Annotated in this window: 19 protein-coding genes, 1 tRNA gene and 1 pseudogene; 11 read left to right on the forward strand and 10 right to left on the reverse strand. The window is 66.3% G+C overall.

Going from position 1 to position 22351, the window contains the following annotated elements:
* The first annotated feature begins 92 nt into the window (after positions 1-92).
* Positions 93-2159 (forward strand): TonB-dependent receptor domain-containing protein, encoded by a 2067-nt coding sequence (locus tag ASF14_RS05920; RefSeq protein ID WP_056432850.1) that lies wholly within the window; start codon positions 93-95, stop codon positions 2157-2159.
* A gap of 52 nt (positions 2160-2211) precedes the next feature.
* Here ASF14_RS05920 and ASF14_RS05925 read toward each other — a convergent pair.
* Together ASF14_RS05925 and ASF14_RS05930 are read right to left on the reverse strand one after the other, a co-directional pair.
* On the reverse strand, positions 2212-3702 hold a 1491-nt coding region (locus ASF14_RS05925; protein ID WP_236696949.1), incomplete at its 5' end, for a hypothetical protein.
* A gap of 206 nt (positions 3703-3908) precedes the next feature.
* Positions 3909-5294 (reverse strand): PKD domain-containing protein, encoded by a 1386-nt coding sequence (locus ASF14_RS05930; protein ID WP_330218775.1) that lies wholly within the window; start codon positions 5292-5294, stop codon positions 3909-3911.
* Between the two features lie 21 nt (positions 5295-5315).
* On the opposite strand from ASF14_RS05930, the gene ASF14_RS05935 reads away from it, so the two are divergent.
* Positions 5316-6524: an IS701 family transposase gene (locus tag ASF14_RS05935; RefSeq protein WP_082442107.1), complete on the forward strand. Its 1209-nt coding sequence runs from the start codon at positions 5316-5318 to the stop codon at positions 6522-6524.
* A 493-nt stretch (positions 6525-7017) separates the two neighbouring features.
* On the opposite strand, the pseudogene ASF14_RS05940 reads toward ASF14_RS05935, so the two are convergent.
* Positions 7018-7955: pseudogene (locus ASF14_RS05940) on the reverse strand (IS91 family transposase).
* Positions 7956-7961: 6 nt separating this feature from the next.
* Entirely contained in the window at positions 7962-8870 is a 909-nt protein-coding gene (locus tag ASF14_RS05945) for a tyrosine-type recombinase/integrase (protein WP_056432859.1), read from the reverse strand.
* A gap of 287 nt (positions 8871-9157) precedes the next feature.
* Between ASF14_RS05945 and ASF14_RS05950 the strand changes: the two genes are divergently transcribed.
* Positions 9158-9703, forward strand: coding sequence for a MucR family transcriptional regulator (locus ASF14_RS05950; RefSeq protein WP_056432862.1), 546 nt, complete (start codon positions 9158-9160; stop codon positions 9701-9703).
* Between the two features lie 469 nt (positions 9704-10172).
* On the opposite strand, the gene ASF14_RS05955 is transcribed toward ASF14_RS05950, so the two are convergent.
* A tRNA-Ser gene (locus tag ASF14_RS05955) sits at positions 10173-10262 on the reverse strand.
* A gap of 142 nt (positions 10263-10404) precedes the next feature.
* On the opposite strand from ASF14_RS05955, the gene ASF14_RS05960 reads away from it, so the two are divergent.
* Genes ASF14_RS05960 through ASF14_RS05975 form a run of 4 tightly spaced genes read left to right on the forward strand, consistent with a single transcriptional unit; the run spans position 10405 to position 14295 of the window.
* Entirely contained in the window at positions 10405-11448 is a 1044-nt protein-coding gene (locus ASF14_RS05960; protein WP_056432865.1) for a lytic murein transglycosylase, read from the forward strand.
* On the forward strand, positions 11432-12109 hold the full coding sequence (locus tag ASF14_RS21310; protein ID WP_056432867.1) for a septal ring lytic transglycosylase RlpA family protein: 678 nt from the start codon (positions 11432-11434) through the stop codon (positions 12107-12109). The genes ASF14_RS05960 and ASF14_RS21310 overlap by 17 nt, the downstream gene beginning before the upstream one ends.
* A 31-nt stretch (positions 12110-12140) precedes the next feature.
* Positions 12141-13313 (forward strand): D-alanyl-D-alanine carboxypeptidase family protein, encoded by a 1173-nt coding sequence (locus ASF14_RS05970; RefSeq protein WP_056432870.1) that lies wholly within the window; start codon positions 12141-12143, stop codon positions 13311-13313.
* 10 nt (positions 13314-13323) lie between these two features.
* On the forward strand, positions 13324-14295 hold the full coding sequence (locus ASF14_RS05975) for an AAA family ATPase (RefSeq protein ID WP_056432873.1): 972 nt from the start codon (positions 13324-13326) through the stop codon (positions 14293-14295).
* Positions 14296-14430: 135 nt separating this feature from the next.
* Here ASF14_RS05975 and ASF14_RS05980 read toward each other — a convergent pair whose 3' ends face one another.
* Together ASF14_RS05980 and purF are read right to left on the reverse strand one after the other, a co-directional pair.
* On the reverse strand, positions 14431-15141 hold the full coding sequence (locus ASF14_RS05980) for an SDR family NAD(P)-dependent oxidoreductase (RefSeq protein ID WP_056432876.1): 711 nt from the start codon (positions 15139-15141) through the stop codon (positions 14431-14433).
* The gene (purF, locus tag ASF14_RS05985) at positions 15141-16592 is read right to left on the reverse strand and encodes an amidophosphoribosyltransferase (protein ID WP_172839649.1); all 1452 of its coding nucleotides are present in this window, start codon (positions 16590-16592) and stop codon (positions 15141-15143) included. Before purF ends, ASF14_RS05980 begins: the two co-directional genes overlap by 1 nt.
* A gap of 144 nt (positions 16593-16736) precedes the next feature.
* Between purF and ASF14_RS05990 the strand changes: the two genes are divergently transcribed.
* The 4 genes from ASF14_RS05990 to ASF14_RS06005 all read left to right on the forward strand — a co-directional run bounded on the left by ASF14_RS05990 (position 16737) and on the right by ASF14_RS06005 (position 18489).
* Positions 16737-16988 (forward strand): DUF7218 family protein, encoded by a 252-nt coding sequence (locus ASF14_RS05990; RefSeq protein ID WP_056432880.1) that lies wholly within the window; start codon positions 16737-16739, stop codon positions 16986-16988.
* A 200-nt stretch (positions 16989-17188) separates the two neighbouring features.
* The gene (hisI, locus tag ASF14_RS05995; RefSeq protein ID WP_056432882.1) at positions 17189-17551 is read left to right on the forward strand and encodes a phosphoribosyl-AMP cyclohydrolase; all 363 of its coding nucleotides are present in this window, start codon (positions 17189-17191) and stop codon (positions 17549-17551) included.
* Entirely contained in the window at positions 17548-18045 is a 498-nt protein-coding gene (locus tag ASF14_RS06000) for a hypothetical protein (protein ID WP_236696950.1), read from the forward strand. Before hisI ends, ASF14_RS06000 begins: the two co-directional genes overlap by 4 nt.
* A 33-nt stretch (positions 18046-18078) precedes the next feature.
* Positions 18079-18489 carry a MerR family transcriptional regulator gene (locus ASF14_RS06005; protein ID WP_056432887.1) on the forward strand — a complete coding sequence of 137 codons (411 nt, stop codon included), beginning with the start codon at positions 18079-18081 and terminating at the stop codon, positions 18487-18489.
* 131 nt (positions 18490-18620) lie between these two features.
* Here the strand turns inward: ASF14_RS06005 and ASF14_RS06010 are convergent, their stop codons facing one another.
* From ASF14_RS06010 to ASF14_RS06020, 3 genes are read right to left on the reverse strand one after another with little or no spacing between them, the layout of a single operon-like run.
* Positions 18621-19916, reverse strand: a complete 1296-nt coding sequence (locus tag ASF14_RS06010; RefSeq protein ID WP_056432890.1) for a cell wall hydrolase — start codon at positions 19914-19916, stop codon at positions 18621-18623.
* Positions 19913-20833: a cysteine synthase A gene (gene cysK, locus ASF14_RS06015; protein WP_056432893.1), complete on the reverse strand. Its 921-nt coding sequence runs from the start codon at positions 20831-20833 to the stop codon at positions 19913-19915. The genes ASF14_RS06010 and cysK overlap by 4 nt, the downstream gene beginning before the upstream one ends.
* Entirely contained in the window at positions 20830-22182 is a 1353-nt protein-coding gene (locus tag ASF14_RS06020) for an MFS transporter (protein ID WP_056432894.1), read from the reverse strand. Before ASF14_RS06020 ends, cysK begins: the two co-directional genes overlap by 4 nt.
* Between the last annotated feature and the right edge of the window lie 169 nt (positions 22183-22351).

A 22351-nucleotide genomic window follows, 5' to 3' on the forward strand; every position in this document is an offset into this window, starting at 1 on the left:
CAATTGCCCGGCGGCGAGGACCAGATTGACCTCGTCGCGTCTTCCGCCCCTATCGCAACACCCAGGATGCGACCACCGACCGCCAGAACCGCATGGACGACAGCTATCAGATGCTGCGCGCCAATGAGCGGTACAATGCGGGCGGCTTCCTGTCGTTCAAGGCGGCCGACTGGGCCGAATTCTACGGCAGCTACATGTTCACCCGCAACACCAGCCAGGGGACGTACCTGCCCGCTACGATCGGCGAACAGGTCAATGGCGCGGGCGGCTATCAGCTGAACTGCAACAACCCGCTGATGTCGGCGCAGCAGGCGCAGGTGCTGTGCGGCGCGCTGGCGGGCACAGCCGGGACCGTGCCGATCGACTTCGGCTATCGGTTCCAGCAATATCCGACGCGCGCGATCGACTATGAGCAGGTCTATCATCGCGCCACCCTGGGCATACGCGGCGATTTCGCCTCGGCCTGGCATTATGATGTCGGGGGCGTCTGGGCCAACAATCTGACCAAGAGCGCGATCAACCGCAACTGGGCACCGTCGGGCCAGAATATCGCCCGCGCGCTGAACGTCGTGAACGTCAACGGCGTGCCGACCTGCGTSGCSAAGATCAACGGCACCGACCCGAACTGCGTGCCGCTCGATATCTTCCGCGGYGATTCCGCCGATCCGGCYGCCTATAACTAYATCTTCGCCTATGCGCCGAACGGGCCGCGYCGCAATGTCGGCTATTTCTTCGACGTGCAGGCCAATATCAGCGGCGACCTGGGCCATTACGGCATCCGCTCGCCGCTGGCGACCGATGGCGCGCAGATCAGCCTGGGGGCCGAGYTGCGTCGCGACATCGCGAACAACTTYACCAGCGCCGACTATAACACCATCATCCAGGGCACGCCGAACCCGTCCTCCTTCGCRCGGGGCACGCAGACCGCCAAGGAACTGGCCGCCGAGCTYCAGCTGCCGCTGATCCAGGACCAGTCCTGGACGCAYCTGCTGGGCTTCAGCGGTGGCTATCGCGCGTCCAACTACGACACCTCGTCGCGCACCTTCTTCAGCACCTGGAAGCTGGAGGGCACCTGGGCGCCGATCCGCGACATCCGCTTCCGCGTGGCGCGCAACTTCGCCTCGCGCGCACCCAATGTCTTCGAGGCGACGCAGAACATCAATTTCGCGCGTAGCCTGAACTTCGTCGACATCTGCGGCGCCTCGACCGCAGCCGGTGGCGCGCCGCTCGCCAGCCTCGCCTCGTGCCAGCTYCAGCCCGGCTTCAACCCGGCCAGCTATGGCAGCACGACGATCCGCTGCCCCGAGGCGGGCTGTATCTATCGCAACGGCGCGGTCGATCCGGCCCTGGGGCCGCAGACCGCCAACACCCTGACCTATGGCCTGGTGCTGACGCCCAGCTTCCTGCCGCGCTTCAGCTTCTCGGTGGATCATTACGAGATCCGCTACAACAACCAGATCTCGAGCCTSGAYCAGGACACGATCGTCAACAACTGCATCAACTATGCGACCGATCCGAGCGCGTTGAACCGCATCTCGTGCCAGCAGTTCGTCCGCAACGGCAACGGCACGCTGTACGGCAACATCAACAACCCCAGCTCGGGCTATCTCAGCTCGCTGGTGCTGAACGTGCCCAACCAGATCGGCACGACCGGCTATGACTTCCAGGCGCATTACGACCTGCCGGTGGGCAGCGGMACCTTCGCCACCGACTTCAACGGCGGTCTGGTSACCAGCGCGGCCTCGCTCAGCAACCAGTCGGGTCGCGTCGGCTATTTCGGCGACGGCGTGGGCAATCCCGTTCCGAAGTGGCGGCACAATCTGCGCGGCACCTTCACGGGTGCGGAAGGGCTGTTCCAGCTCTCGCTGAACTGGCGCTACATCTCGGCMACGCAGAGCGGCACGCTGCGCCGCACGACGCAGAAYACCTTCGCRCGCATCCCCAACTACAGCTATTTCGACCTGGCGGCGAATGTGAACATCGCCAAGCGGATGACGCTGGGCGTGACGATCAACAACCTGCTCGACAAGGATCCGCCGATCATTCCGGCGCGGGGTGGCAACAACACCTATTCGATCAACGGCTGGCAGAATTCGCCGGTCAATTTCTACGACATCTACGGCCGCTACATCCAGTTCTCGATCACGACCAACTTCTGATCCGAGACCCGATGAYATGCYTGTCCCCGTCGGCGATGCCGGCGGGGATTTTTTATGGGATCACGGCCAGCGCCTCGGCGCTCGGGCACCCAGCCGGAACCGGCCCCGGCCCCTGCCCCGGCCGATAGACCAGCCGGACCCGGCTCGGCCCCGTGGGCACACAGGCGGCGAGGTGATAGTCGCGGGCCAGTGCCTCGCGCAGCACGCCCCGCGTCGCSCGGTTGCCGAAGGCGAAGCGCGGATAATCGTCGACGATSGCYCCKGGCCGSGYSGCCARGATGCGGCGRATCTCSGYRACCGGATCGACRCCGATYGCCTCCGCGCTCGCCTCGTCCTGCGTATTGAGATGGCCGGGAAAGACCCATTTCGACGGCAGGCAGCTCTGCGTCAGCAGGTACAGCGCCGGGTAGCCGTCATAGACATAAAGGCAACCCTGCGCCGGTCTCGCCGCCCGCGCCACCGCGCGCGCCTCGGCCGCACCGCCCTTGGTTCGCTCGCTCAAGGCCAGCACGATCTGCCCCGCCGCGAAGATCGCCAGCACGAACGCCGCAATCCCGCCCCGCCGCCAGCGGGCCAGCGCAGGCGCGGCGACCAGCACGCCGGGGAGCACGATGGGCAACGCATAATGCGGGCTGCCGAACCGCCCATAGAACAGCACCGCCGCCCCCGCGACCGCCAGCCAGAGTAGCAGGAAGCGGAAGCCGTCGCGCCGTTCGGCTGGGACATAACGCCAAGGCCGCCCGAACCCGATCACCAGCAACAGCGGCGACAGGATGCCGAGACAGGTCGCCAGGCCTTCCAGCTCATCGGCGAACGGCCGTGCTGCCTGCCCGCCGACCGAAAGGAAATTGGCGAAGAGCCAGGCTTGACCGTGCCCCACCGCGGCATAGGTCGCGTAAACCATCAAGGTCGGCAACACCGCCAGCGCGACCCAGGCCAGCGCCATGCCCGCCAGTCGCTCCACCGGCACCCGCGCGCGCCAGCCTTGCCACAACAGCACGCAGCCAAAGGCAAACCCTTCGGGCAGCACCGAATATTTGATCTGGAGCGCGACCCCGACCGCCGCCATCGCGACCGCGCCGCAGGGGAACAGCCGCCCCCGCCGCTCGACGACGCGCAAGACGGCAGTGCCGGCGACCAGCATCAGCGCATTGTAGAAGACCGGGGACTGGCCCCCTTCTCCCTCCATCAGGTTCAGCCAGAGGATATAGAGGATCGCCGCCACGAGGCCCGCGCCCGGCCCGGCGAACGCACGCGCTACCCGCTGAATGCCGAAGGCGGTCGCGATGACGAAGCCGGTCGCAACCAGCTTATAGGCGAGGAACCCGTCTCCCCCCAGCAAACGCGCGCCCGCATAGAGCAGGAACAACCCGATCGGCTTGCGATCGAAGATGTCGACATAGGGCCAGGCGCCGTGCAGCATCCGGTCGCCGACCAGCAGATAGAATTGCTCGTCGAACCCGATCACCGGATTCCCGAACGTCCGCGCCCGCACCACCAGCGCGACCAGCGTCAGTACCAGCAGGATGCCGCCCTGCCCCCGNCAGATAGAATTGCTCGTCGAACCCGATCACCGGATTCCCGAACGTCCGCGCCCGCACCACCAGCGCGACCAGCGTCAGTACCAGCAGGATGCCGCCCTGCCCCCGTTCCTGTCCCATCCTCATGCCATGCGCGGGTGGGTCGCTTTACGGGCAAAGGCAAGGGGTAAAGGCCGTTCATCCGCCTTTACCCCACGCCATTCAGACCTCAGTTCGTCCTGAGTTCTACAGTGTAGGAGAATTTATCACCCGTCTCCTTGATCGTGAAACCATAGCGGAGGTTGACGCTCTGGTTACGCGTGAAGCCGGATTCCAGGCTGAAGCTGACGCTCTGCCCGTTCGCGATGACCGTGCCGTTGTTCAGGCCCTTGAACGATGCGGCAACGCTCGACCCGGTCGTCAGATTGACCGCGGTGAGATCCTGGATGGTAAAGCTGCCGCCATTCGCGCTGAGCTTGAACTTGTCGAGCGTGACCGTCGTCGAACAGCCGGAACCCGAGCAGATCTGCGAAATCTGCGACGATGCGGAGGTGGTATAGGGAAGCTTCACGAGCTGCTGCTGCTCCCCGAAAAAGCTGCTGCTGATCTGGTACAGGTTCAGCGTCGGCGCCACGGCCGTGATCGCCACCGTGACAGGCGCGCTGTCCACCGTGCCGTCATTGACCACCAGCGTGGCGACATAGGTACCCGCGACATCGGCGGTGAAGTTCGTCGTCGCCTGGGTGTTCGACGACAGCGAAGCGCTGCTTCCCGCAGGTTTCGAGGTCAGATTCCAGTCATATTTGAGCGTATCGCCATTGGCGTCGCTGCTGCCGCGTCCGTCCAGGGTGACGACCGATCGCGTGAGAACGTTCTGGTCCTTGCCCGCATTGGCGACGGGTGCGGAGTTCGCCCGGCTCGCCGTGATCGTCACGCTGTCGGCGACACTCTTCAGCGTACCGTCACTGACGACGAGCGACAGGGTATAGCTGCCCGCGACGTCCGGCGTGAACGTCGGATTGACGACCGTTGCCGACGACAGGGCGGCCGTGCTGCCCGACGGACGGGAGTCCATCGTCCACTGATAGGTCAGGGCATCGCCATTGGCATCGCTGCTCTTGCTGCCATCCAGCGTGACGCGAGTACCGTTGCTGACATTCTGGTCCGGGCCTGCATTGGCGACCGGGGCGGCGTTGGCCACCGTGGCGATAATCGTCACGTCGACCGGCGCGCTGTCCACCTTGCCGTCATTGACGATCAGCGTGGCGACATAGGTGCCGGCGACATCGGCGGTAAAGGTGGGCTTCGCGTCGATCGCCGACGACAGGGCGGCCACGCTGCCCGACGGGCGCGATTTCAGCGCCCATTTGTAGGTCAGCGCGTCGCCATTGGCGTCGACGCTGGCGCTGGCATCGAGCGTCACGGCGGTTTTGGTCAAGACGTTCTGATTGGCGCCGGGATTGGCGACCGGCGCCGTGTTGGCCGGGGCGGGCGTGGATGTGGACGTGGGACTGGGCGAAGGGGTCGGAGATCCGCTCACGATCGGAATGCTGCCGCTTCCGGAACCCCCTTCACCGCCGCATCCGGCTAGCATTACAGTTGCGTTCTTGATCATGTTCTGAATCAATGGGTGACCATGACGAGGGAGGTCGTGGTGACGGGGGCATCGATCGAGGCGACGCTGGAGCTTTGGACATCATCGTTGCGCGAGGTGAAGGCGCGAATGCGGCCCTTGTTCAGCCAGACACGTGTGGCAGCATCGGCGAACAGCTTCCTGGATGGCTTGCTGGGCGACGAGCGCCGCAAGACCGGGTGGATGCGCGCCGAGGCGGCGGGCGATGCCGGGCCATGGCGGCAGCAGGCGATCCTGGGGCGCGGGCGGTGGGATGCGGATGCGCTGCGCGACATCGTGCGCGACTATGCCGTCGAACATCTTGGCACCGATGATGCGGTGCTGGTCATCGACGAGACCGGGTTCCTGAAACAGGGCAAGGCGTCATGCGGCGTGGGGCGCCAGTACACTGGGTCGGCCGGCAAGGTGACCAACTGCCAGATCGGCGTATTCGCCGCTTATGTCTCGACCAGGGGCCATGCTTTCGTTGACCGGGCGCTTTACCTGCCCAGGAGCTGGACGGCTGACCCGGCCCGTCTGGCGGCCGCGCATGTGCCGGAGGGCACGGCATTCGCCACCAAGCCGGCGCTGGCGGTGCAAATGATCGAGCGCGCGATCGCTGCCGACATGCCGTTTGACTGGGTCGCGGCGGATGCGGTCTACGGCGTCGGCGACATCGAGCAGACCTTGCGCCGTGCCGGCAAAGGCTATGTGCTGGGCGTGAAGGGCGACCATCGCTTCGGCTCATGGGGCGACAAGCCGGTCGTCGCGGGCACCGCCGCGCAGATCGCGGGCGAACTCGATCCTGCTGCATGGCAGCGTCTGTCCGCGGGTCAGGGCACCAAGGGCGATCGCTTTCACGACTGGGCCTATTTCGAACTCGCCGACCTCGAAGCCGACGAGTACGTCGATGGCGCAATCGGGACATGGACCAGGGGTCTGCTGATCCGCCGCCACGTCGCCGGTGACGACCTCGCCTTCTTCACCACCTGGTGCCCGGCCGGCACGACCATCGAAACCCTCGTCGGGGTGGAAGGGCATCGTTGGGCCATCGAAGACAGCTTCGAGACGGCGAAGAACGAACTCGGCCTCGACCATAACGAAACCCGCTCCTGGCATGGCTGGCACCGGCACGTCTCGCTCGTCATGCTGGCCTTCGCGATGCTGGCGGCCATCCGCACCCGCGCCAATGCCGCGCCCCCAAAAAGACCCTGGACGATACCACGGAGCTGATCCGCTGGTCCGTCCAGGAAATCCGCCGTATCGTCATCAGGCTGGCACAGCGGCGCATCGCGCCTCGTCACGTCATCGCATGGTCATGCTGGCGACGCGCCCATCAAGCTGCCGCTCGACGCGCGCATGTCCGATCAAGAACGCAACTGTAATGCTAGTTAAAATCGCCGGTCAAAAGCGGACGGGCCGCTTTCCTGAAGAGTTTTGGATGCCGGCAGGCGTACGAAAGTCTTGGAAGCCCGAACCCGCGGGCCACAGGCGGTGCGCTATGGGGTTTTCGGTTTTCGTCCGGCTGCGATGGCCAGCGACACGGCGGACGCGGGCGCGAGCCTGAGTGCGGACTGGCCGATTCCAGGCGGGCGTGACGGGTTCGCCAGTGCGGGTAGCTGGGCTCTGCTGGTTGTGATTGCCCCTCTGGCGGCGGTCGGCGCGTATGACATCGTCTCCGCAAGCACCGGCGTTGCGGGGTATGTTGCCCTCGGGCCGTGCCGGGTCACGACGCCTGCATCCCGGATAGTGGTGCACGAGCCGGTGGTGCGCGGGGCTGGCACCGGCGCTCGAAGGTTTCGACGACGACCATGCGCCCGCCGCAGCATGGGCATGGCGGCCTGATGTCGTCCGGTTCGACAGACGCATCGGGAGCAGCGGGCGGTGCGACGCCGAGCAGTTCGCGGGCACGTTCGAGATGCGCCTTGCGGGTGGCACCGGCGAGCAGGCCATAGTGGCGGATGCGATGGAAACCCTTGGGCAGGACGTGGAGCAGGAACCGACGAATGAACTCGTCGGCGGCGAGCGTCATGACCTGCTGGCGGTCGGCACCGCCGCGGCGGTAATCCTTAAAGCGGAAGGTGACGCCGGTCTCGTCGAAGCGCAGGAGGCGGCTGTTCGAGATCGCGACCCGGTGGGTGTAGCGCGACAGATAGGCGAGCACCGTCTCTGGCCCGGCGAACGGCGGTTTGGCATAAACCACCCAGCGCTTCTTCCGGACCGGCGACAGATGCCGCAGAAACGCACGCCGGTCGGCGAGATGCGCGAAGCGGCCGAAGAAGGCGAGGCGCCCGGCCCCGTGAACAGCAGGCCATAGACCGTCGCCTTGTTCTGCCACGCGACATCGGCAACCTCGGCCGGCAGCGTGAAGACGACATGGAAGTAACCGACCGGAAGCAGGTCGGTCTCGCGCTCGGCGAGCCACATGCGTGCCGCTGCGCCCTGGCACCGCGGACAGTGCTGGTTACGGCAGGAGTTGTAGGCAACCCGCCAGTGCCCGCAGTCGGTACAGGCCTCGACGTGCCCGCCCATGTTGGCGGTGCGGCAGGTTTCTATCGCCGACATGACCTTGAGCTGGTCGAGACTCAGGTGCCCTGTATAGGCGGTCCGGTACGCAGGACCGGCAGAGCAGAAGATGTCGGCGACCTCGATGGAGGCGCGCATGGCTGCTCAGCCGCTGGACGTTCTCGCTTCTCTGGCGGCCGTGGCAAGCCGGTCGAACGGGCTGGTGACATTGCGCAGCACCCGGGTGGCGACCTGCGTGTAATAGGCGGTGGTCTCCAGTTTTGCATGCCCCAGCAGCGCCTGGATGATGCGAACATCGATCCCGTCCTCAAGCAGGTGGGTGGCGAAACAGTGCCGTAGCGTGTGCGGCCCAACCCGCTTGCCGATGCCTGCAGCCTGTCCCGCTTCGACCACTACCCGGTAGATCTGCCGCGTGCTGATCGGCTTGAGGTAGTGCTGGCCTGGGAACAGCCAGCCGTCGACGTGCAGCACGCCCTCGCGCCGGCCGACCCGCCACCATTCCCGCAGCAGCGCCAGCAGCCCGACCGGGAGCATCGCGTTGCGATACCGCCCGCCCTTGCCTCGCTCGACCCGCAGCAGCATGCGCTCGCCGTCGATGTCGCGCACCTTGAGCGCGGCGACCTCAGCTGCGCGCAGACCCGCACCATAGGCGACCGACAGCGCCGCCTGATGCTTCAGGCACATGGTCGCCTCCAGCAGCCGCGTCGCCTCATCTTGGCTCAGCACCACCGGCAGCTTGTGCTCGTACCGCATCCGGACCAGCTTGCGCGCCAGATCCGGCCGGTCGAGCGTCTGGATGAAAAAGAACCGCAGCGCAGACACGATGGCGTTCATGGTCGGCGCCGGCATGGCCAGGTCACACTGCTCGATCTGGAAGCGCCGCACATCCTCCGCCGTTGCCGTGTCAGGCGGACGCCCCAGAAACGTCGCAAACCGCCCGACGTCGCGGATGTAATTGCGCTGCGTTTCAGGACCAAAGCGCCGTATATCCATTTCGTCGATGAGACGCTGGCGTAGCGGGCTGACGGCAACAACCGGGATAAGGATAGTCATGACAGGGCTCCTTCGTGGAACCCCGATGCTCTGCCTGCCGCCCGCAGCGCTCAACCGGCGCGCTACACCCGCGATGTCACCTCAACCGCGCCCCGCACGCCCCTCCCGCGCAGCGGGTTCGTGCTTCCACCAGAGTTTTGTCCGGAAATTCGATTCCGCTAAACCGTGGAGCGTGGCTGATTATCAGGCTGCCGTTAATGGCGGCAGGTCGGGGTAGCCCATGGAATTCGTTGGTTCGCGCTATCGTAACCCCTATGTCAGATATGACGCGCGCATCAGGAGACTTCATGACCAACGACACCGCAAACACCAATGCCACGGAACTGGCGACGGACCTGACCATCGCGTGGCTGGCAAACCCCAACACCCGCTCGCCTGCTGACGAAGTGCCCGCATTTTTGCGGAAGATGCACGAAACGGTGTCTGCGCTGCTGGGCGGTGGAGCCACGTCGACTGCCGAGACCGAGACGCCGGCTGAATATGTGGCGGCGGTCACCGCGCGGAAGTCGCTTGCGTCACGGGATCACATCATTTCGATGATCGACGGCAAGCCTTACAAGACGCTGCGCCGTCACTTGGCCACGCACGGCCTCACGCCGGAGGAATACCGTGCCCGCTACAATCTGAAGGCCGACTACCCCATGGTGGCGGAAAGCTATTCGGAGAGCCGTCGCGCCATGGCCAAGCGGATTGGCCTGGGTCGTAAGCCGGGACAAAGCCCCAAGGCTGCACAGGTCGCCAAGCCGGAAGCCGCTAAAAACTCACGCAAGGGCAACTCGGTCGCAGCTGCCAAGGCAGCGGCGCAGGCGCATTTGAGCGGCAGCGCTGCGTAGAGGAAAAGGGGGCGGAATTGACCGCCCCCTCTGAAAATGCATCTGCCGCTGCCTTTGTGGCAAACTGCAAAAACTCATGGTTGCGCCGTATGGCCCAACACAAAGTTTGAAGACAGTCAGTCAGTCTTGGGATGACGTGAGTGTGTGATGGCGCTGGCGTATACGGCTCGGTGCGTAGCCCAGGTGGGGATAATCACGGAAGAGGCGGGCCCATGCATCGGGGAGCGCCCGTCGGCGGGCCAGCTTGCAATTCCGCCGGCTGCTGCACGTTGTTCAGAGCCAATCTGACGTCACCTGTAGCGAAAAATTCTTCACAGGGGGGGCGATGCGGCGCGACGCATCGCATTAGCTCACATGCTCCGGTTCATCGACGACCGTCAGTGCTCGCCAAAAACCTGATCAAAAAAGGGGCGCGAAAGTGGGCATCATCCGATTAAAACGAAAATAATACATTAAAAACAATTAGATCTGGCGGAAGAGGTGGGATTCGAACCCACGGATGGCTTGCACCATCGCCGGTTTTCAAGACCGGTGCCTTAAACCGCTCGGCCACTCTTCCGGGATCGCGGTGGGAGGGGCCTGTACGCCAAGCTGCGGGCTGAATCCACTGTCGATTTTAGGGCGGGCGGCGCGGCTGGGCGTGCCCGCCTTGCGGTGGTGCGAGGTTCCGGCTTCGGCCCGGCTATGGCACATAGGCTTGCATGTGGGGGGACATTACCCGGCGCCTGAAGCGCCTCGCCATCGTGTCGATCTTTGCGGCTTCGGTCAGCGCGGCACCCGCCTGCGCGCAGGACGAGGCCGGGTTCCAGACCTATCTGCAACAGGTGCGCGGCACCGCGACGGCGCAAGGCGTCAGCCGGGCGACGCTGGACTCGGTGCTGCCGACGCTGACGCTGAATTCGCGCGTGATCGAGCTGGACCGGCGCCAGCCCGGCGGCCCGGCCAATAGCGGGTTCAGCCCCTTTGCTCCCTATAAGGCCGCGCATGTCGATGCCGCGCGCATCGGGCGGGGGCGAACCAAATATCTGGCGCAGCGCCCGCGCCTGTCGCGGATCGAGCGCGAGACGGGCGTGCCGGAATCGATCATGGTCGCGATCTGGGGGCATGAGACGAATTACGGGTCCTATACCGGCAATTTCGATCTGCTGCGCTCGCTGGCGAGCCTGGCCTATGAGGGACGGCGGCGGCCGCTGTTCGAGGGCGAGTTCATCGCCGCGCTGAAGATGATGGACCGGGGCGTGACCCGCGACCAGCTGAAGGGCAGTTGGGCCGGCGCGACCGGCAATCCGCAATTCCTGCCCTCCATCTATCTGCGCCTGGCCCGCGACGGCGATGGCGACGGGCGCGCGGACATCTGGAACAGCGAGGCGGATACGCTGGCCTCGATCGGCAATTATTTCGTCAATGCCGGATGGCGCGCGGGCCAGCCCTGGGGCTTTGCGGTGACGGTGCCCGCCGGGTTCGACCGTTCGATGGTGCGCAACCGGCTGGTCAGCCCGCGCTGCCCGCGCGTGTTCGAGCGACATAGCGGCTGGCGGACGATCGCCGAGTGGCGCGCGCTGGGCATCGTGCCGCAGGGCGCGGCCTGGCCGAACGACCAGGTGCTGGCGACGCTGATGGAGCCGGACGGGCAGGGGGCGACCGCCTATCTGCTGACCGGCAATTACCGGGTCATTCTGGATTACAATTGCTCGAACTTCTACGCGCTGTCTGTCGGGTTGCTCGCCGATGCGATCGCGGACTGAGGCGATCGCCCTGCTGGCGTTGGCTTTTGCCGCGCCTGCTGCTGCTGCTCCCGCAGAAGACGCGTCGCCGGTGCGTTACGGCAAGTATGACGCCACCGGCCAGGCGAGCTGGTACGGGCATGAGCTGGCCGGGCGGCGCACCGCGACGGGCAAGCGCTTCGATCCGGACGATGTGATGATCGCGCACCGTACCCTGCCGCTCGAGTCGATGGTCGAGGTGACGGACGTCGATACCGGCCGGGCGATCGTCGCGCGGGTCGGGGACCGGGGACCGGGGCGTGCCGACCGGGTGGCCGACCTGTCGCTGGGCGCGGCCAAGCTGCTGGGCACCAACCGGCGTGCCGTCGCGCATATCCGGGTGCGGGCGCTGTCGCCGGGCAGCGACAGGCCGGGCCTGATCCTGGCGGGGGCGAGTGCCGTTCCGCCGGTCGCCCGCCCGATCGCGCTCGATCCCCAGGCCCGCTACCGCGTGCAGATCGCCAGTTTTTCCAGCCAGGCCCGCGCCCAGGCGCTGGCCCTGCGCTTCGCCGCACGGGCGATCCCCGCAGGGCGCGTCTGGCGGGTCGAACGCGCCGGAATGAATGCCGATTCCGCCAAAGCGCTGCGTGACGCGGCGGCAGAGGCGGGTTATGACGACGCCCGCATCCTGCATCAGGATTGACCTCCCGGCTCCCTTTGGTCACGGAACACCCATGAAGACCCTGTACGCAACGTTCGCCGCCCCGCTCGCTCTCGTCGCGCTGGCCTATCCCTCGATCGCGGCCGCGCCGCAGTTCGACACGCCCGCGCCGGTCGCCTTCATGAAGGACCTGTCCTCGGGCGCGATCCTGTTCCAGCGGGATGCCGATCGCCGGATGCCGCCCGCCTCGATGGCGAAGATGATGACGGTCTATGTCGCCTTCGACCTGGTCAAGAAGGGCCAGCTGAAGCTGAACGACATGGTCACGGTGCAGCCGGAGACGTGGAAGAAGTGGCACGGCCCGCAGGCGGGTTCGACCATGTTCCTGTCGCCGAACGAACAGGTCAGCGTCGCCAACCTTCTCTATGGCATCGTCACCCTGTCGGGCAACGACGCGTGCGTCGTGCTGGCCGAGCATATCGCGGGCACCGAGCAGAATTTCGTCGAGCGGATGAACCGCACCGCCAAGCAGATCGGCCTGAACAACAGCCATTTCGGCACGTCGAACGGCTGGCCCGACGGCGGCGTGACCTATGTCACCGCGCGGGACCTGGGCGATCTGGCCGATCACACGATCCAGGACTTCCCGCAGCTCTATAAGCAATTCTATTCGAAGCGGGATTTCACCTGGGGCAAGACGATGGGCGGCAACGCCATCACCCAGGCGAACCGTGATCCGTTGCTGGGCCGCGTCGCCGGTGCCGATGGCCTGAAGACCGGCCATACCGAAGAGGCGGGTTACGGCTTCACCGGCTCGGCCGAGCAGAATGGTCGCCGTCTGGTGATGGTGATGGCCGGGCTGAACAGCTCGAACGCGCGCGCCGAGGAGTCGGTGAAGTTCATGAACTGGGGCTTCCGCGCATGGCAGGCCAAGCCGGTCGTGGCCAAGGGCAAGAAGGTGGCGGATGCCGAGGTCCAGATGGGATCGTCGAGCAGCGTCGGCCTTGTCGCGCCGCGCCAGCTGACCGTGACGCTGCCCGCAGGTCTCGACCCCGCGATCAGCGCCAAGGTCGTCTATCAGGGCCCGATCAAGGCGCCGATCAAGGCGGGCCAGCATATCGCCGATCTGGTCGTCAGCTCGCCCGACATGCCCGCGCAGCGCCTGCCGCTGGTCGCGGACAAGGATGTCGACGAAGCGGGCTTTTTCGGTCGCGCCTGGTCCGGGCTGACCTCGCTCTTCGGTTGATCGCAGGCTGATGCTGCCGGTCGGCAATGATGCGGGCCAGGCTGCCTTCGCCGCCGCGCTGGGCGGGGCCAAGCTGCACCATGCCTGGCTGATCGCCGGGCCGGAGGGTGTGGGCAAGGCCAGCTTCGCGCGCGCGGCGGCCACGCGACTGCTGGCGCGGGCGAGCGGGGCGGGGGCCTTGCCGCCCGGCCTGTCAGTGCCGGAGGACCATCCGACCGCCAAGCTGATGGCGGCGGGGTCGCATCCCGATTTCCGGGTGATGGCGCGGCTACCAAAGGATGCCGACAAGCCGGATCAGGACCTGGCGCGGTCGATCACCATTGCGCAGGTCCGCACGCTCCAGCCGATGTTCGCGACCGCGCCTGCCATGGGCCCGGCGCGGGTCGTCCTGATCGACGCGATCGACGATCTGGAGCGCGGCGGGGCCAATGCGCTGCTGAAAAATCTGGAAGAGCCGCCTGCCGGCACGGTGTTCCTGCTGGTCAGCCATGCGCCGGGGCGGTTGCTGCCGACGATCCGTTCGCGTTGCCGGTTGCTGCAGTTCGAGCGACTGTCCGACGCCGATGTCGCTCGGGTGTTGCGCCAGCAACTGCCCGAGGCGGACGAGGACGAGATCGCCTCGCTGGTCGCGGTGGCCGATGGTGCACCGGGCCGGGCGCTGCGCTTTGCCGGGCTCGACATCGCGGGGCTGGACAGTGCCATTGCGCGGATCGCGGAGACGGGCGATCCTGGCAATGCCGAGCGGGTGAAGCTCGCCAAGTCGCTGGCGGGCAAGGCGTCGCAGGCGCGGTACGAGGCGTTTCTGGACCGGGTGCCAGCCTTTATCGCGAGCCGTGCACGCGGGCGGTCGGGGCCGGGGCTGAAGGTGGCGCTGGATGCCTATGCGGCGGCGCAGGATCTGGCCGGGGCGGCGCGCGCGCTGTCGCTCGACGCGCAGGGGACGGTGTTCGAGATGGCGGGGATCATCGCGACGTTGCGGTGAGAGGTTTGGGCGAGGGCGGGGCGTGGGCTTCGACTTCGCTCAGCCTGAACGGGCTTGGGGGGCAGGTCCAATTCCCTAACCCCGCTCAGCCTGAGCGAAGTCGAAGGCCACGCCCCACCGCCAGCCAAACAGCCCTTACAGACCCACCCGCTCGAAATGCCCCGGCGCGAAGCCCTCGATGGCCAGCGCGGTGATCCGTTCGGCCACCACTTCCGGCGCCTTCACCGAGGCGGGGTCTTCGCCCGGATAGGCCTTGGCGCGCATCTGGGTCCGGGTCGCGCCGGGATCGACGATGGCGGTGCGGATCGCGCTGATCTCGGACGTCTCGTCACCATAGGCGCCGAGCAGCGTCTCGAATGCCGCCTTGGACGCGCCGTACGCGCCCCAATACGCCCGCGGCTTGCGCCCGACCGAGGAGGTGACGCCGATCACCCGCGCGCCGCTCGAACGGCGGAGCATCGGGTCGAAGGCCGCGATCATCGCCGCCTGCGCGCTGACGTTCAGGGTCAGGACGCGTGCGAACTCCTTCGCGTCGATCGCGGGCACGGCGGCCAGCGAACCCAGCATCCCGGCGTTCAGGACCAGCACGTCCAGCGCCTTCCAGCGCTCGCCGATGGCACCGGCAAGGCGGCCGATCGACTCGTTCTCGGCCAGGTCGAGCGGAGCGATGGTGGCCGATCCCCCGGCGTTGAAGATGGTCTCCTCGACCTCCTCCAACCCTTTCGGCGTGCGCGCGGTCAGGACGACATGCGCGCCCGCCGCGCCCAGCGCGATGGCGGTCGCCGCGCCGATACCCCGGCTGGCACCCGTGACCAGCGCCAGCTTGCCGTCGAGCGCACCCGCCATCAGGCGACCCGCTCAGCCAGCATCGCGAACTGGTCGACCGACGCGGTCTCGTCATGGTCGGTCAGCGTCGTCGGATAGTCACCGGTGAAGCAGGCGTCGCAATAGCTCGGCTTGTCGCCGCGCGACGCGTTCAGCGCCTTGTACAGCCCCTCGATCGACACGAAGGACAGGCTGTCGGCATGGATGAAGTCGGTCATGCCGCCCAGGTCCAGCTTGGCCGCGAGCAGCTTGGCGCGCTCGGGCGTGTCGACGCCGTAGAAGCAGGAATGGCGCGTGGGCGGCGACGCGATGCGCATATGCACCTCGGCCGCGCCCGCCTCGCGCATCATCTGCACGATCTTGAGGCTGGTGGTGCCGCGCACGATCGAATCGTCGACCAGGATGATCCGCTTGCCCTGGATCAGCGCGCGATTGGCATTGTGCTTCAACTTGACGCCCAGATGGCGGACCTTGTCGCCCGGCTGGATGAAGGTGCGGCCGACATAGTGCGAGCGGATGATGCCCAGTTCGAACGGAATGCCCGAGGCCTGCGCATAGCCGATCGCGGCGGGGACGCCCGAATCGGGGACCGGGATGACCAGATCGGCTTCAACCGGCGACTCATGCGCCAACTGCGCACCGATTTCCTTGCGCACCGAATAGACCGACTGGTCGCCCGCGATCGAATCGGGGCGGCTGAAATAAACCCATTCGAAGATGCAGGGACGCGGATCGACCGCCTGGAAGGGGCGGATCGAACGGATCTCGGTGCCCTGCACGATGACCAGTTCGCCCGGCTCGACGGCACGCTCGAAGGTCGCGCCGCACACGTCGAGCGCCACCGTCTCCGACGCGAAGATCACCGCGCCGTCCAGGCGACCCATGACCAGCGGACGAATGCCCAGCGGATCGCGGCAGGCGATCATGCCCTCGGGCGTCATCACGATCAGCGCATAGCCGCCCTCGACCTGCTTCAGCGCGTCGATGAACCGGTCGAGCAGGGTGCGGTAGTTGGAGGTCGCGACCAGATGGATGATCGTCTCGGTATCGCTGGTCGACTGGAAGATCGAACCGCGACGCACCAGTTCGCGACGCAGCTTCATCGCATTGGAAATATTGCCGTTATGCGCGATGGCGAAGCCGCCGGTCGACAGGTCGGCATAAAGCGGCTGGACGTTGCGCAGCGAGGTGTCGCCGGTCGTCGAATAGCGGACATGGCCGCAGGCGACTTCGCCCGGCAGGCCACGGATCACGTCGTCACGGTCGAAATTGCCCGCGACATGCCCCATCGCGCGATGGGTATGGAACAGCGTGCCGTCGAAGCTGGTGATGCCCGCCGCTTCCTGCCCGCGATGCTGGAGCGCGTGCAGGCCGAGCGCGGTCAGCGCAGCCGCGCCGTCGGCGCCGGTCACACCGAAAATACCGCATTCCTCGCGGAGTTTATCGTCGTCGAAGGGGTTGGTGGTCAGCATGGGAGAGGCGCTCGCAACGTTCGCAACTAAGGGGCAGACGGGGCGCATATAGGAACGTCGTCCGCGTTTGTCGCCTGTTTGTCATCATCCGCGGGATCATTTTCGCCAAGACTGCGTTTCGGAACCGAAAGCAGGAGATGCCATATGGCACGCGATCACGGCACCCAAATCAAGGATGACGCCCTGTACGAGGAATTGCGCAAGCAGGGCCAGTCCAAGGAAAAGGCGGCGCGCATCGCCAATGCCAAGGCGAAGGGCAGCCTGGACCACAAAGCCACCCATCTGGAGGATCGGACCAAGGACGACCTGCTGGCCGAGGCACGCAAGATCGGCATCGAAGGGCGTTCGAAGATGGGCAAAGGCGAACTGATCGAGGCGATTCGCGGGCACGGCTAAGCTCGCTGGCGTTGTCGGCCCCTCCACCATCATTCGGATGGTCCCCCTCCCCAAGCAGGCTTGGGGAGGAATTGGTCGCCTATTCTCAATCCTCCCCAAGCTTGCTTCGGGAGGGGGACCGCCGCGAAGCGGTGGTGGAGGGGCGGGGGAGCCTGCCCGTAATGGGTGACTTGGTCGTGGTTCCGTTCTAACCCCGCTTCATGGCCGACCAACGCGACACCGGGCTGACGCTCGACCCGAAATTCGACGCCCATGGCTTGCTGACCGCGATCGCGACCGATCGGGCATCCGGCGAGTTGCTGATGGTGGCGCATATGAATGCCGAGGCGCTGGAGGCCACGCGGACCACGGGCGACGCGCATTTCTGGTCGCGCAGCCGCGAGCGGCTCTGGAAGAAGGGCGAAAGCTCGAACAATGTGCTGCGTGTGGTCGAGATGCGGATCGACTGCGATCAGGACGCGATCTGGCTGATCTGCGATCCGGCCGGCCCCGCCTGTCACACCGGCGCGCGCAGTTGCTTCTATCGTCGGATCGAGGGCGACGGGCTGGCGCCGGTCGCGTGATTCGAGGGATCGCGCTGGCGTCCCTGTTGCTGCTGGCTGCCTGTGGGCAGGCGGGTCAGGGCGGGGACGACAAGGCGGGCGAAAGGCTGGAGGCGGCGAGCATCGCCGTGGGGCTGGTCGCCGATCCGGCCGCCGCACCGCTGGACGGCATCTGGTCGCGGGACACGGATCGCATGTGCATCCTGCCGGCCGGAACGGGTCCGGCCCGCCGGGTCGGCGTGATGCTGGATTATGGCGAAGGCCAGGGCTGCACCGCCATCGGCACCATGGAGCGATCGGGTGCGGCGTTGAAGCTGACGCTGGGTGCGTGTCGCTTCACCGCGCGGTTCGACGGAGACGCCATCCAGTTCCCCGCGACATTGCCCTCTACCTGCAATGCGTTCTGCACGGGCCGGGCGACGCTCTCGGCACTGAATGTCGAACGCATCAGCGCTTCGGTCGCCGAGGCGCGGGCCTTGCGCAGTGCGAACGGCACCGCGCTTTGTGCTGATTGACGTTCACGTAAAGGGCATTTAGCATCAGGCGCCATGATCCAGGTCGCCGCCTCCGCCGAACCGCTGCCCAGCGCCGATCGCGACGATTATTCGATCACCGAGCTGTGCTCCGAGTTCGGCGTCACCGCGCGGGCACTCCGCTTCTACGAGGATGAGGGGCTGATCTCGCCGCAGCGGCGGGGCACGCAGCGTATCTATTCGCAACGGGATCGCGCGCGGCTCGCCTGGATCCTGCGCGGCAAGCGGGTCGGGTTCAGCCTGGCCGATATTCGCGAGATGATCGACCTGTACGATCTAGGCGATGGCCGCCGCCTCCAGCGTGAGGTGACGCTGGAACGCTGCACCGCCAAGATCGAGGCGCTCCAGGCGCAGAAGCGGGATATCGACGCAGCCATCGCCGAGTTGACCGAATTCGTCGCACTGGTCGAATCGCACCGGGATTAATCGACGATATTCCTCCCCTGTAAGGGGAGGGGGACCATCCGAAGAATGGTGGAGGGGTGTCGCCGGTAGCGATGGTCCACCTGCTCCGGCCATAACACCCCTCCGTCAGGCCTCCGGCCTGCCACCTCCCCTTACAGGGAAGGAATCTTTGCTTTTGGCTCGGCTGGTGGCGTGCTGGCGCGACGGACGCCGGACAACTCGCCGGTGGGAGTCGGCGTCGGGCTGGGCTGCGGCGTGGGAGCGGTCAACGGGACGATGGTCATCGACATGCGTTTCATGCAGCGCGGGCCCTTGAACGCCGGATAGACGCCGCAATTCCACAGGGTCCGCTCCAGCCCGATGCCCGCATCGCGGAAATAGCTGAACGCCATCGTCTCCATCTGGACCTGATTGAGCGGCACCGAGAAGGCGGTCGCGGCGGCATCGCGCCACGCCATGACCGTGCAATGCTTGCGCGGCCCGCACAGGGTCGTCGCCAGCGCCGGGAAGCCGTCCGGCGAAAGCCCGGCGGGCAGGGTGATCAGGAACGTGTCGGGCTCGCTGGCCAGCGGTGCCATGGCCCCCGTCGCGGCGGCCCCTTCGGCCAGCGCGGCTCCGGCATCGTCGCTGGCATCGGTCCCCGCCCGGTGCGCGGGCGAGAAGGGGGCGAGCTGGGTGATGACCGGCTCCCCCGCCAGCATATGCCGGTTGAAGGCGGGCGGCGTGCCCCACCAGCCGGACCAACGGAAGAACAGATGGCTGCCGACCCGCGCCACCTTGTCCAGGCTCGCCTGCCAATAGGGCACGACCCAATCGGTATGATAATGGGTCGAATGGCCGACCGCCGGGAAGACCTTGCCGTTCAGCGCCATCGCCGCGACCTGGCGTGCGCGGGTCCAGGCGGCTTCGGGCGGCTGCCACTTGGTCAGCGCCCCGTCGCAGGTGAAGGTGAACTGGCAGCCTGTGCTGCGCTCCTGACCTTCGAACACCACGCCGCACACCGTTTTGGGGAAGGCGGGATGGCGGAGCCGGTTGAGCACGACCTGCGCCACCGCCTGCTCACCCTTGGCGTCGTCACCCGCTTCGTACAGCACACCCGCCGCCAGACAGTCTATCGCCCGCGCCTTGTCCTCCGCCGATCCGCGATAGAGGAAGGGCCGGGCGGCCGGGTTGGGATCGGCCGAGAACGGTATGCCCGCATTATAGGCGCGCGCCTCGTCCGGGCTCATATCGACGAACGCGACCGGCTCGACCGGGGGCAGTTCGGCGGGCGGGACGACGCGCGGCGCGGGGCGAGCCCGCTGGGCCGACCTGTGCTGGGTCCGGGGCATGTCGGGCGCATTCGCTACGAGCAAAGCCGGTACGACGCTGGCCGTACCGGCGATCACGATCAGGGGTGCGAACAGGGCCGCGCGGAGGCCGCCGCGCGGCTGGGACACATCGCTCACTGTTCGGGCAGGAAGTCCGGCACCGACAGATAACGCTCGCCCGTGTCATAGTTGAAGCCGAGCACGCGCGTGCCATCGGGCAGGTCGGGCAGCTTCTGCAGGATCGCTGCCAGCGTCGCGCCCGACGAGATGCCGACCAGCAGCCCCTCTTCGGTGGCCGATCGGCGTGCCATGTCCTTGGCGACATTGGCATCGACCTCGATCACGCCGTCGATCGCCTGGGTGTGGAGATTGGCGGGGATGAAGCCTGCGCCGATGCCCTGGATCGGGTGCGGGCCCGGCTGGCCGCCCTGGATGACCGGCGAGGCGGCGGGCTCGACCGCATAGACCTTGAGGCCCGGCCATTCCTTCTTCAGCGTCTCGGCGACGCCGGTGATATGGCCGCCGGTGCCGACGCCGGTGATAATGACGTCGATGGGCGAATCGCGGAAGTCGTTCAGGATTTCCTGCGCCGTCGTGCGGACATGCACGTCGATGTTCGCCGGGTTCTCGAACTGCTGCGGCATCCACGCGCCGGGCGTCTCGCGCACGATCTCCAGCGCGCGTTCGATCGCGCCCTTCATGCCCTTTTCACGCGGCGTCAGATCGAAGGTCGCCCCATAGGCCAGCATCAGGCGGCGGCGCTCGATCGACATGGATTCGGGCATGACCAGGATCAGCTTGTAACCCTTGACCGCCGCGACCATCGCCAGGCCGACGCCGGTGTTGCCGCTGGTCGGCTCGACGATGGTGCCGCCGGGCTTCAACTCGCCCTTGGCCTCGGCCGCCTCAACCATTGCCAGGGCGATACGGTCCTTGATCGACCCGCCGGGATTGGAGCGTTCCGACTTGATCCAGACCTCCGATCCGGGGAACAGCCGCTGGAGCTTGATGTGCGGCGTATTGCCGATCGTTTCCAGGATGGTGTTGGCCTTCATGGCTTGGCTTCTCCGTGGCTAGGTTCGGTTGCAAGGATTTCAGGCGGATCAAAGGTTCGCGCGCGTCGGAGTTCCGGGAACAGTCGCGACCAGAGCAGGGTGACGCCGATCGCGCCCAGTCCGCCGAACACCACCGCGCCGACCGGGCCGAGGATCGAGGCCATGACCCCGCTCTCGAACTCGCCAAGCTCGTTGGAGGCCGAGATGGTCAGCTGCGACACCGCGCTCACCCGTCCGCGCATTTCGTCGGGCGTGTGAAGCTGGATCAGCGACTGGCGGACATAGACCGACACCATGTCGGCGCCACCCGCGCAGATCAGTGCGATCAGGCTGAGCAGGAAGGCGGGATGGATGAAGATGTTGAAGCCGTTCACCGCCAACGTCCCCGTGTCCAGACCCAGCGCGCCGGTGATATGGCTGGCGATACCGAAGGTCAGGATCGACAGGCCGAACACGACGACCGCGATCAGCATCTTCACCCCGACATTCTGCGTCATCGGCTTGAACGAGAACCAGATCGCGGTGGTCGCCGCCCCGATTCCCATCCCCGCCGCCAGCACGCCCAGGCCCTGCGACCCGACATGCAATATGTCGCGCGCATAGACCGGCAACAGCGAGGTCGCGCCCGCCAGCAGCACCGCGAACAGATCGAGCGTGATCGCCGCCTGCACCAACCGGTTGCGGCGGACATAGCTGAACCCCTCGACGATTCGGGTCAGCGGGCGGCGGTCGGTCTGCGCCGGGGGCTGCGGCACCGGGCCGATCAGGAAGATGCAGAACAGGGCGACGGCGAACAACAGGGTCGCAACGCCGTAGGCGAATTCGGGATGCACCGCATAGAGCAGGCCACCGACGCTCGGCCCCGCGATGGTGCCGACCTGCCACGCGATCGAACTGACCGCGATGGCGGTCGGCAGGCTCTCGCGCGGCACCAGATTGGGGGCAAGCGACGAATAGGCCGGTCCCGAAAAGGCCCGCGCGATGCCGAAGGCGACGGCGGCGGTGAACAGCGCACCCAGCGTGAGATGCCCCGACCAGGTGAGCAGCCAGAGCGTCGCGGCGGTGAGAACCAGCAGAGTCGTCGTCGCCCGCACGATCCAGCGCCGGTCGACGCTGTCGGCGACCAGCCCGGTGATCGGGGTCAAGAGGAACAGCGGCACGAACTGCGCAAAGCCGATCATGCCCAGCATGAAGGCGGCTTGGCGCACGTCCATCGTCTCGCGCGCCAGATTGTACACCTGCCACCCGATGACGATCGACATGGCGGAAACGGCGATGGTACCGCTGAACCGCGACAGCCAGTAGCTGCGGAAATTGGCGATGCGGAACGGGTGAACGGGTCTATCCATAATCGGCCAGCGTTGTAGGCTGCGGTTCGCCGACAAGGCAACCGAGGCAAAGCTATTCCCCGCTAAATTCCCGCTGTCCTGATGGGAATTAAGAGGGGGAATTGAGTTTCATGACAAAGCACGCCAATAGGCGTCCATCCTTCCCTAACGGAAACAAAGGTGTTCCCGA

It is taken from the genome of Sphingomonas sp. Leaf257, from assembly GCF_001422185.1.
GTDB lineage: Bacteria > Pseudomonadota > Alphaproteobacteria > Sphingomonadales > Sphingomonadaceae > Sphingomonas > Sphingomonas yabuuchiae.

Excerpts from the sequence above, each read along its gene's own strand:
- ASF14_RS05930 (WP_330218775.1), bottom strand. The coding sequence starts at position 5,294 with ATGATCAAGAACGCAACTGTAATGCTAGCCGGATGCGGCGGTGAAGGG.
- ASF14_RS05935 (WP_082442107.1), top strand. The coding sequence starts at position 5,316 with ATGACGAGGGAGGTCGTGGTGACGGGGGCATCGATCGAGGCGACGCTG.
- ASF14_RS05945 (WP_056432859.1), bottom strand. The coding sequence starts at position 8,870 with ATGACTATCCTTATCCCGGTTGTTGCCGTCAGCCCGCTACGCCAGCGT.
- ASF14_RS05950 (WP_056432862.1), top strand. The coding sequence starts at position 9,158 with ATGACCAACGACACCGCAAACACCAATGCCACGGAACTGGCGACGGAC.
- ASF14_RS05960 (WP_056432865.1), top strand. The coding sequence starts at position 10,405 with ATGTGGGGGGACATTACCCGGCGCCTGAAGCGCCTCGCCATCGTGTCG.
- ASF14_RS21310 (WP_056432867.1), top strand. The coding sequence starts at position 11,432 with ATGCGATCGCGGACTGAGGCGATCGCCCTGCTGGCGTTGGCTTTTGCC.
- ASF14_RS05970 (WP_056432870.1), top strand. The coding sequence starts at position 12,141 with ATGAAGACCCTGTACGCAACGTTCGCCGCCCCGCTCGCTCTCGTCGCG.
- ASF14_RS05975 (WP_056432873.1), top strand. The coding sequence starts at position 13,324 with ATGCTGCCGGTCGGCAATGATGCGGGCCAGGCTGCCTTCGCCGCCGCG.
- ASF14_RS05980 (WP_056432876.1), bottom strand. The coding sequence starts at position 15,141 with ATGGCGGGTGCGCTCGACGGCAAGCTGGCGCTGGTCACGGGTGCCAGC.
- purF (WP_172839649.1), bottom strand. The coding sequence starts at position 16,592 with ATGCTGACCACCAACCCCTTCGACGACGATAAACTCCGCGAGGAATGC.
- ASF14_RS05990 (WP_056432880.1), top strand. The coding sequence starts at position 16,737 with ATGGCACGCGATCACGGCACCCAAATCAAGGATGACGCCCTGTACGAG.
- hisI (WP_056432882.1), top strand. The coding sequence starts at position 17,189 with ATGGCCGACCAACGCGACACCGGGCTGACGCTCGACCCGAAATTCGAC.
- ASF14_RS06005 (WP_056432887.1), top strand. The coding sequence starts at position 18,079 with ATGATCCAGGTCGCCGCCTCCGCCGAACCGCTGCCCAGCGCCGATCGC.
- cysK (WP_056432893.1), bottom strand. The coding sequence starts at position 20,833 with ATGAAGGCCAACACCATCCTGGAAACGATCGGCAATACGCCGCACATC.
- ASF14_RS06020 (WP_056432894.1), bottom strand. The coding sequence starts at position 22,182 with ATGGATAGACCCGTTCACCCGTTCCGCATCGCCAATTTCCGCAGCTAC.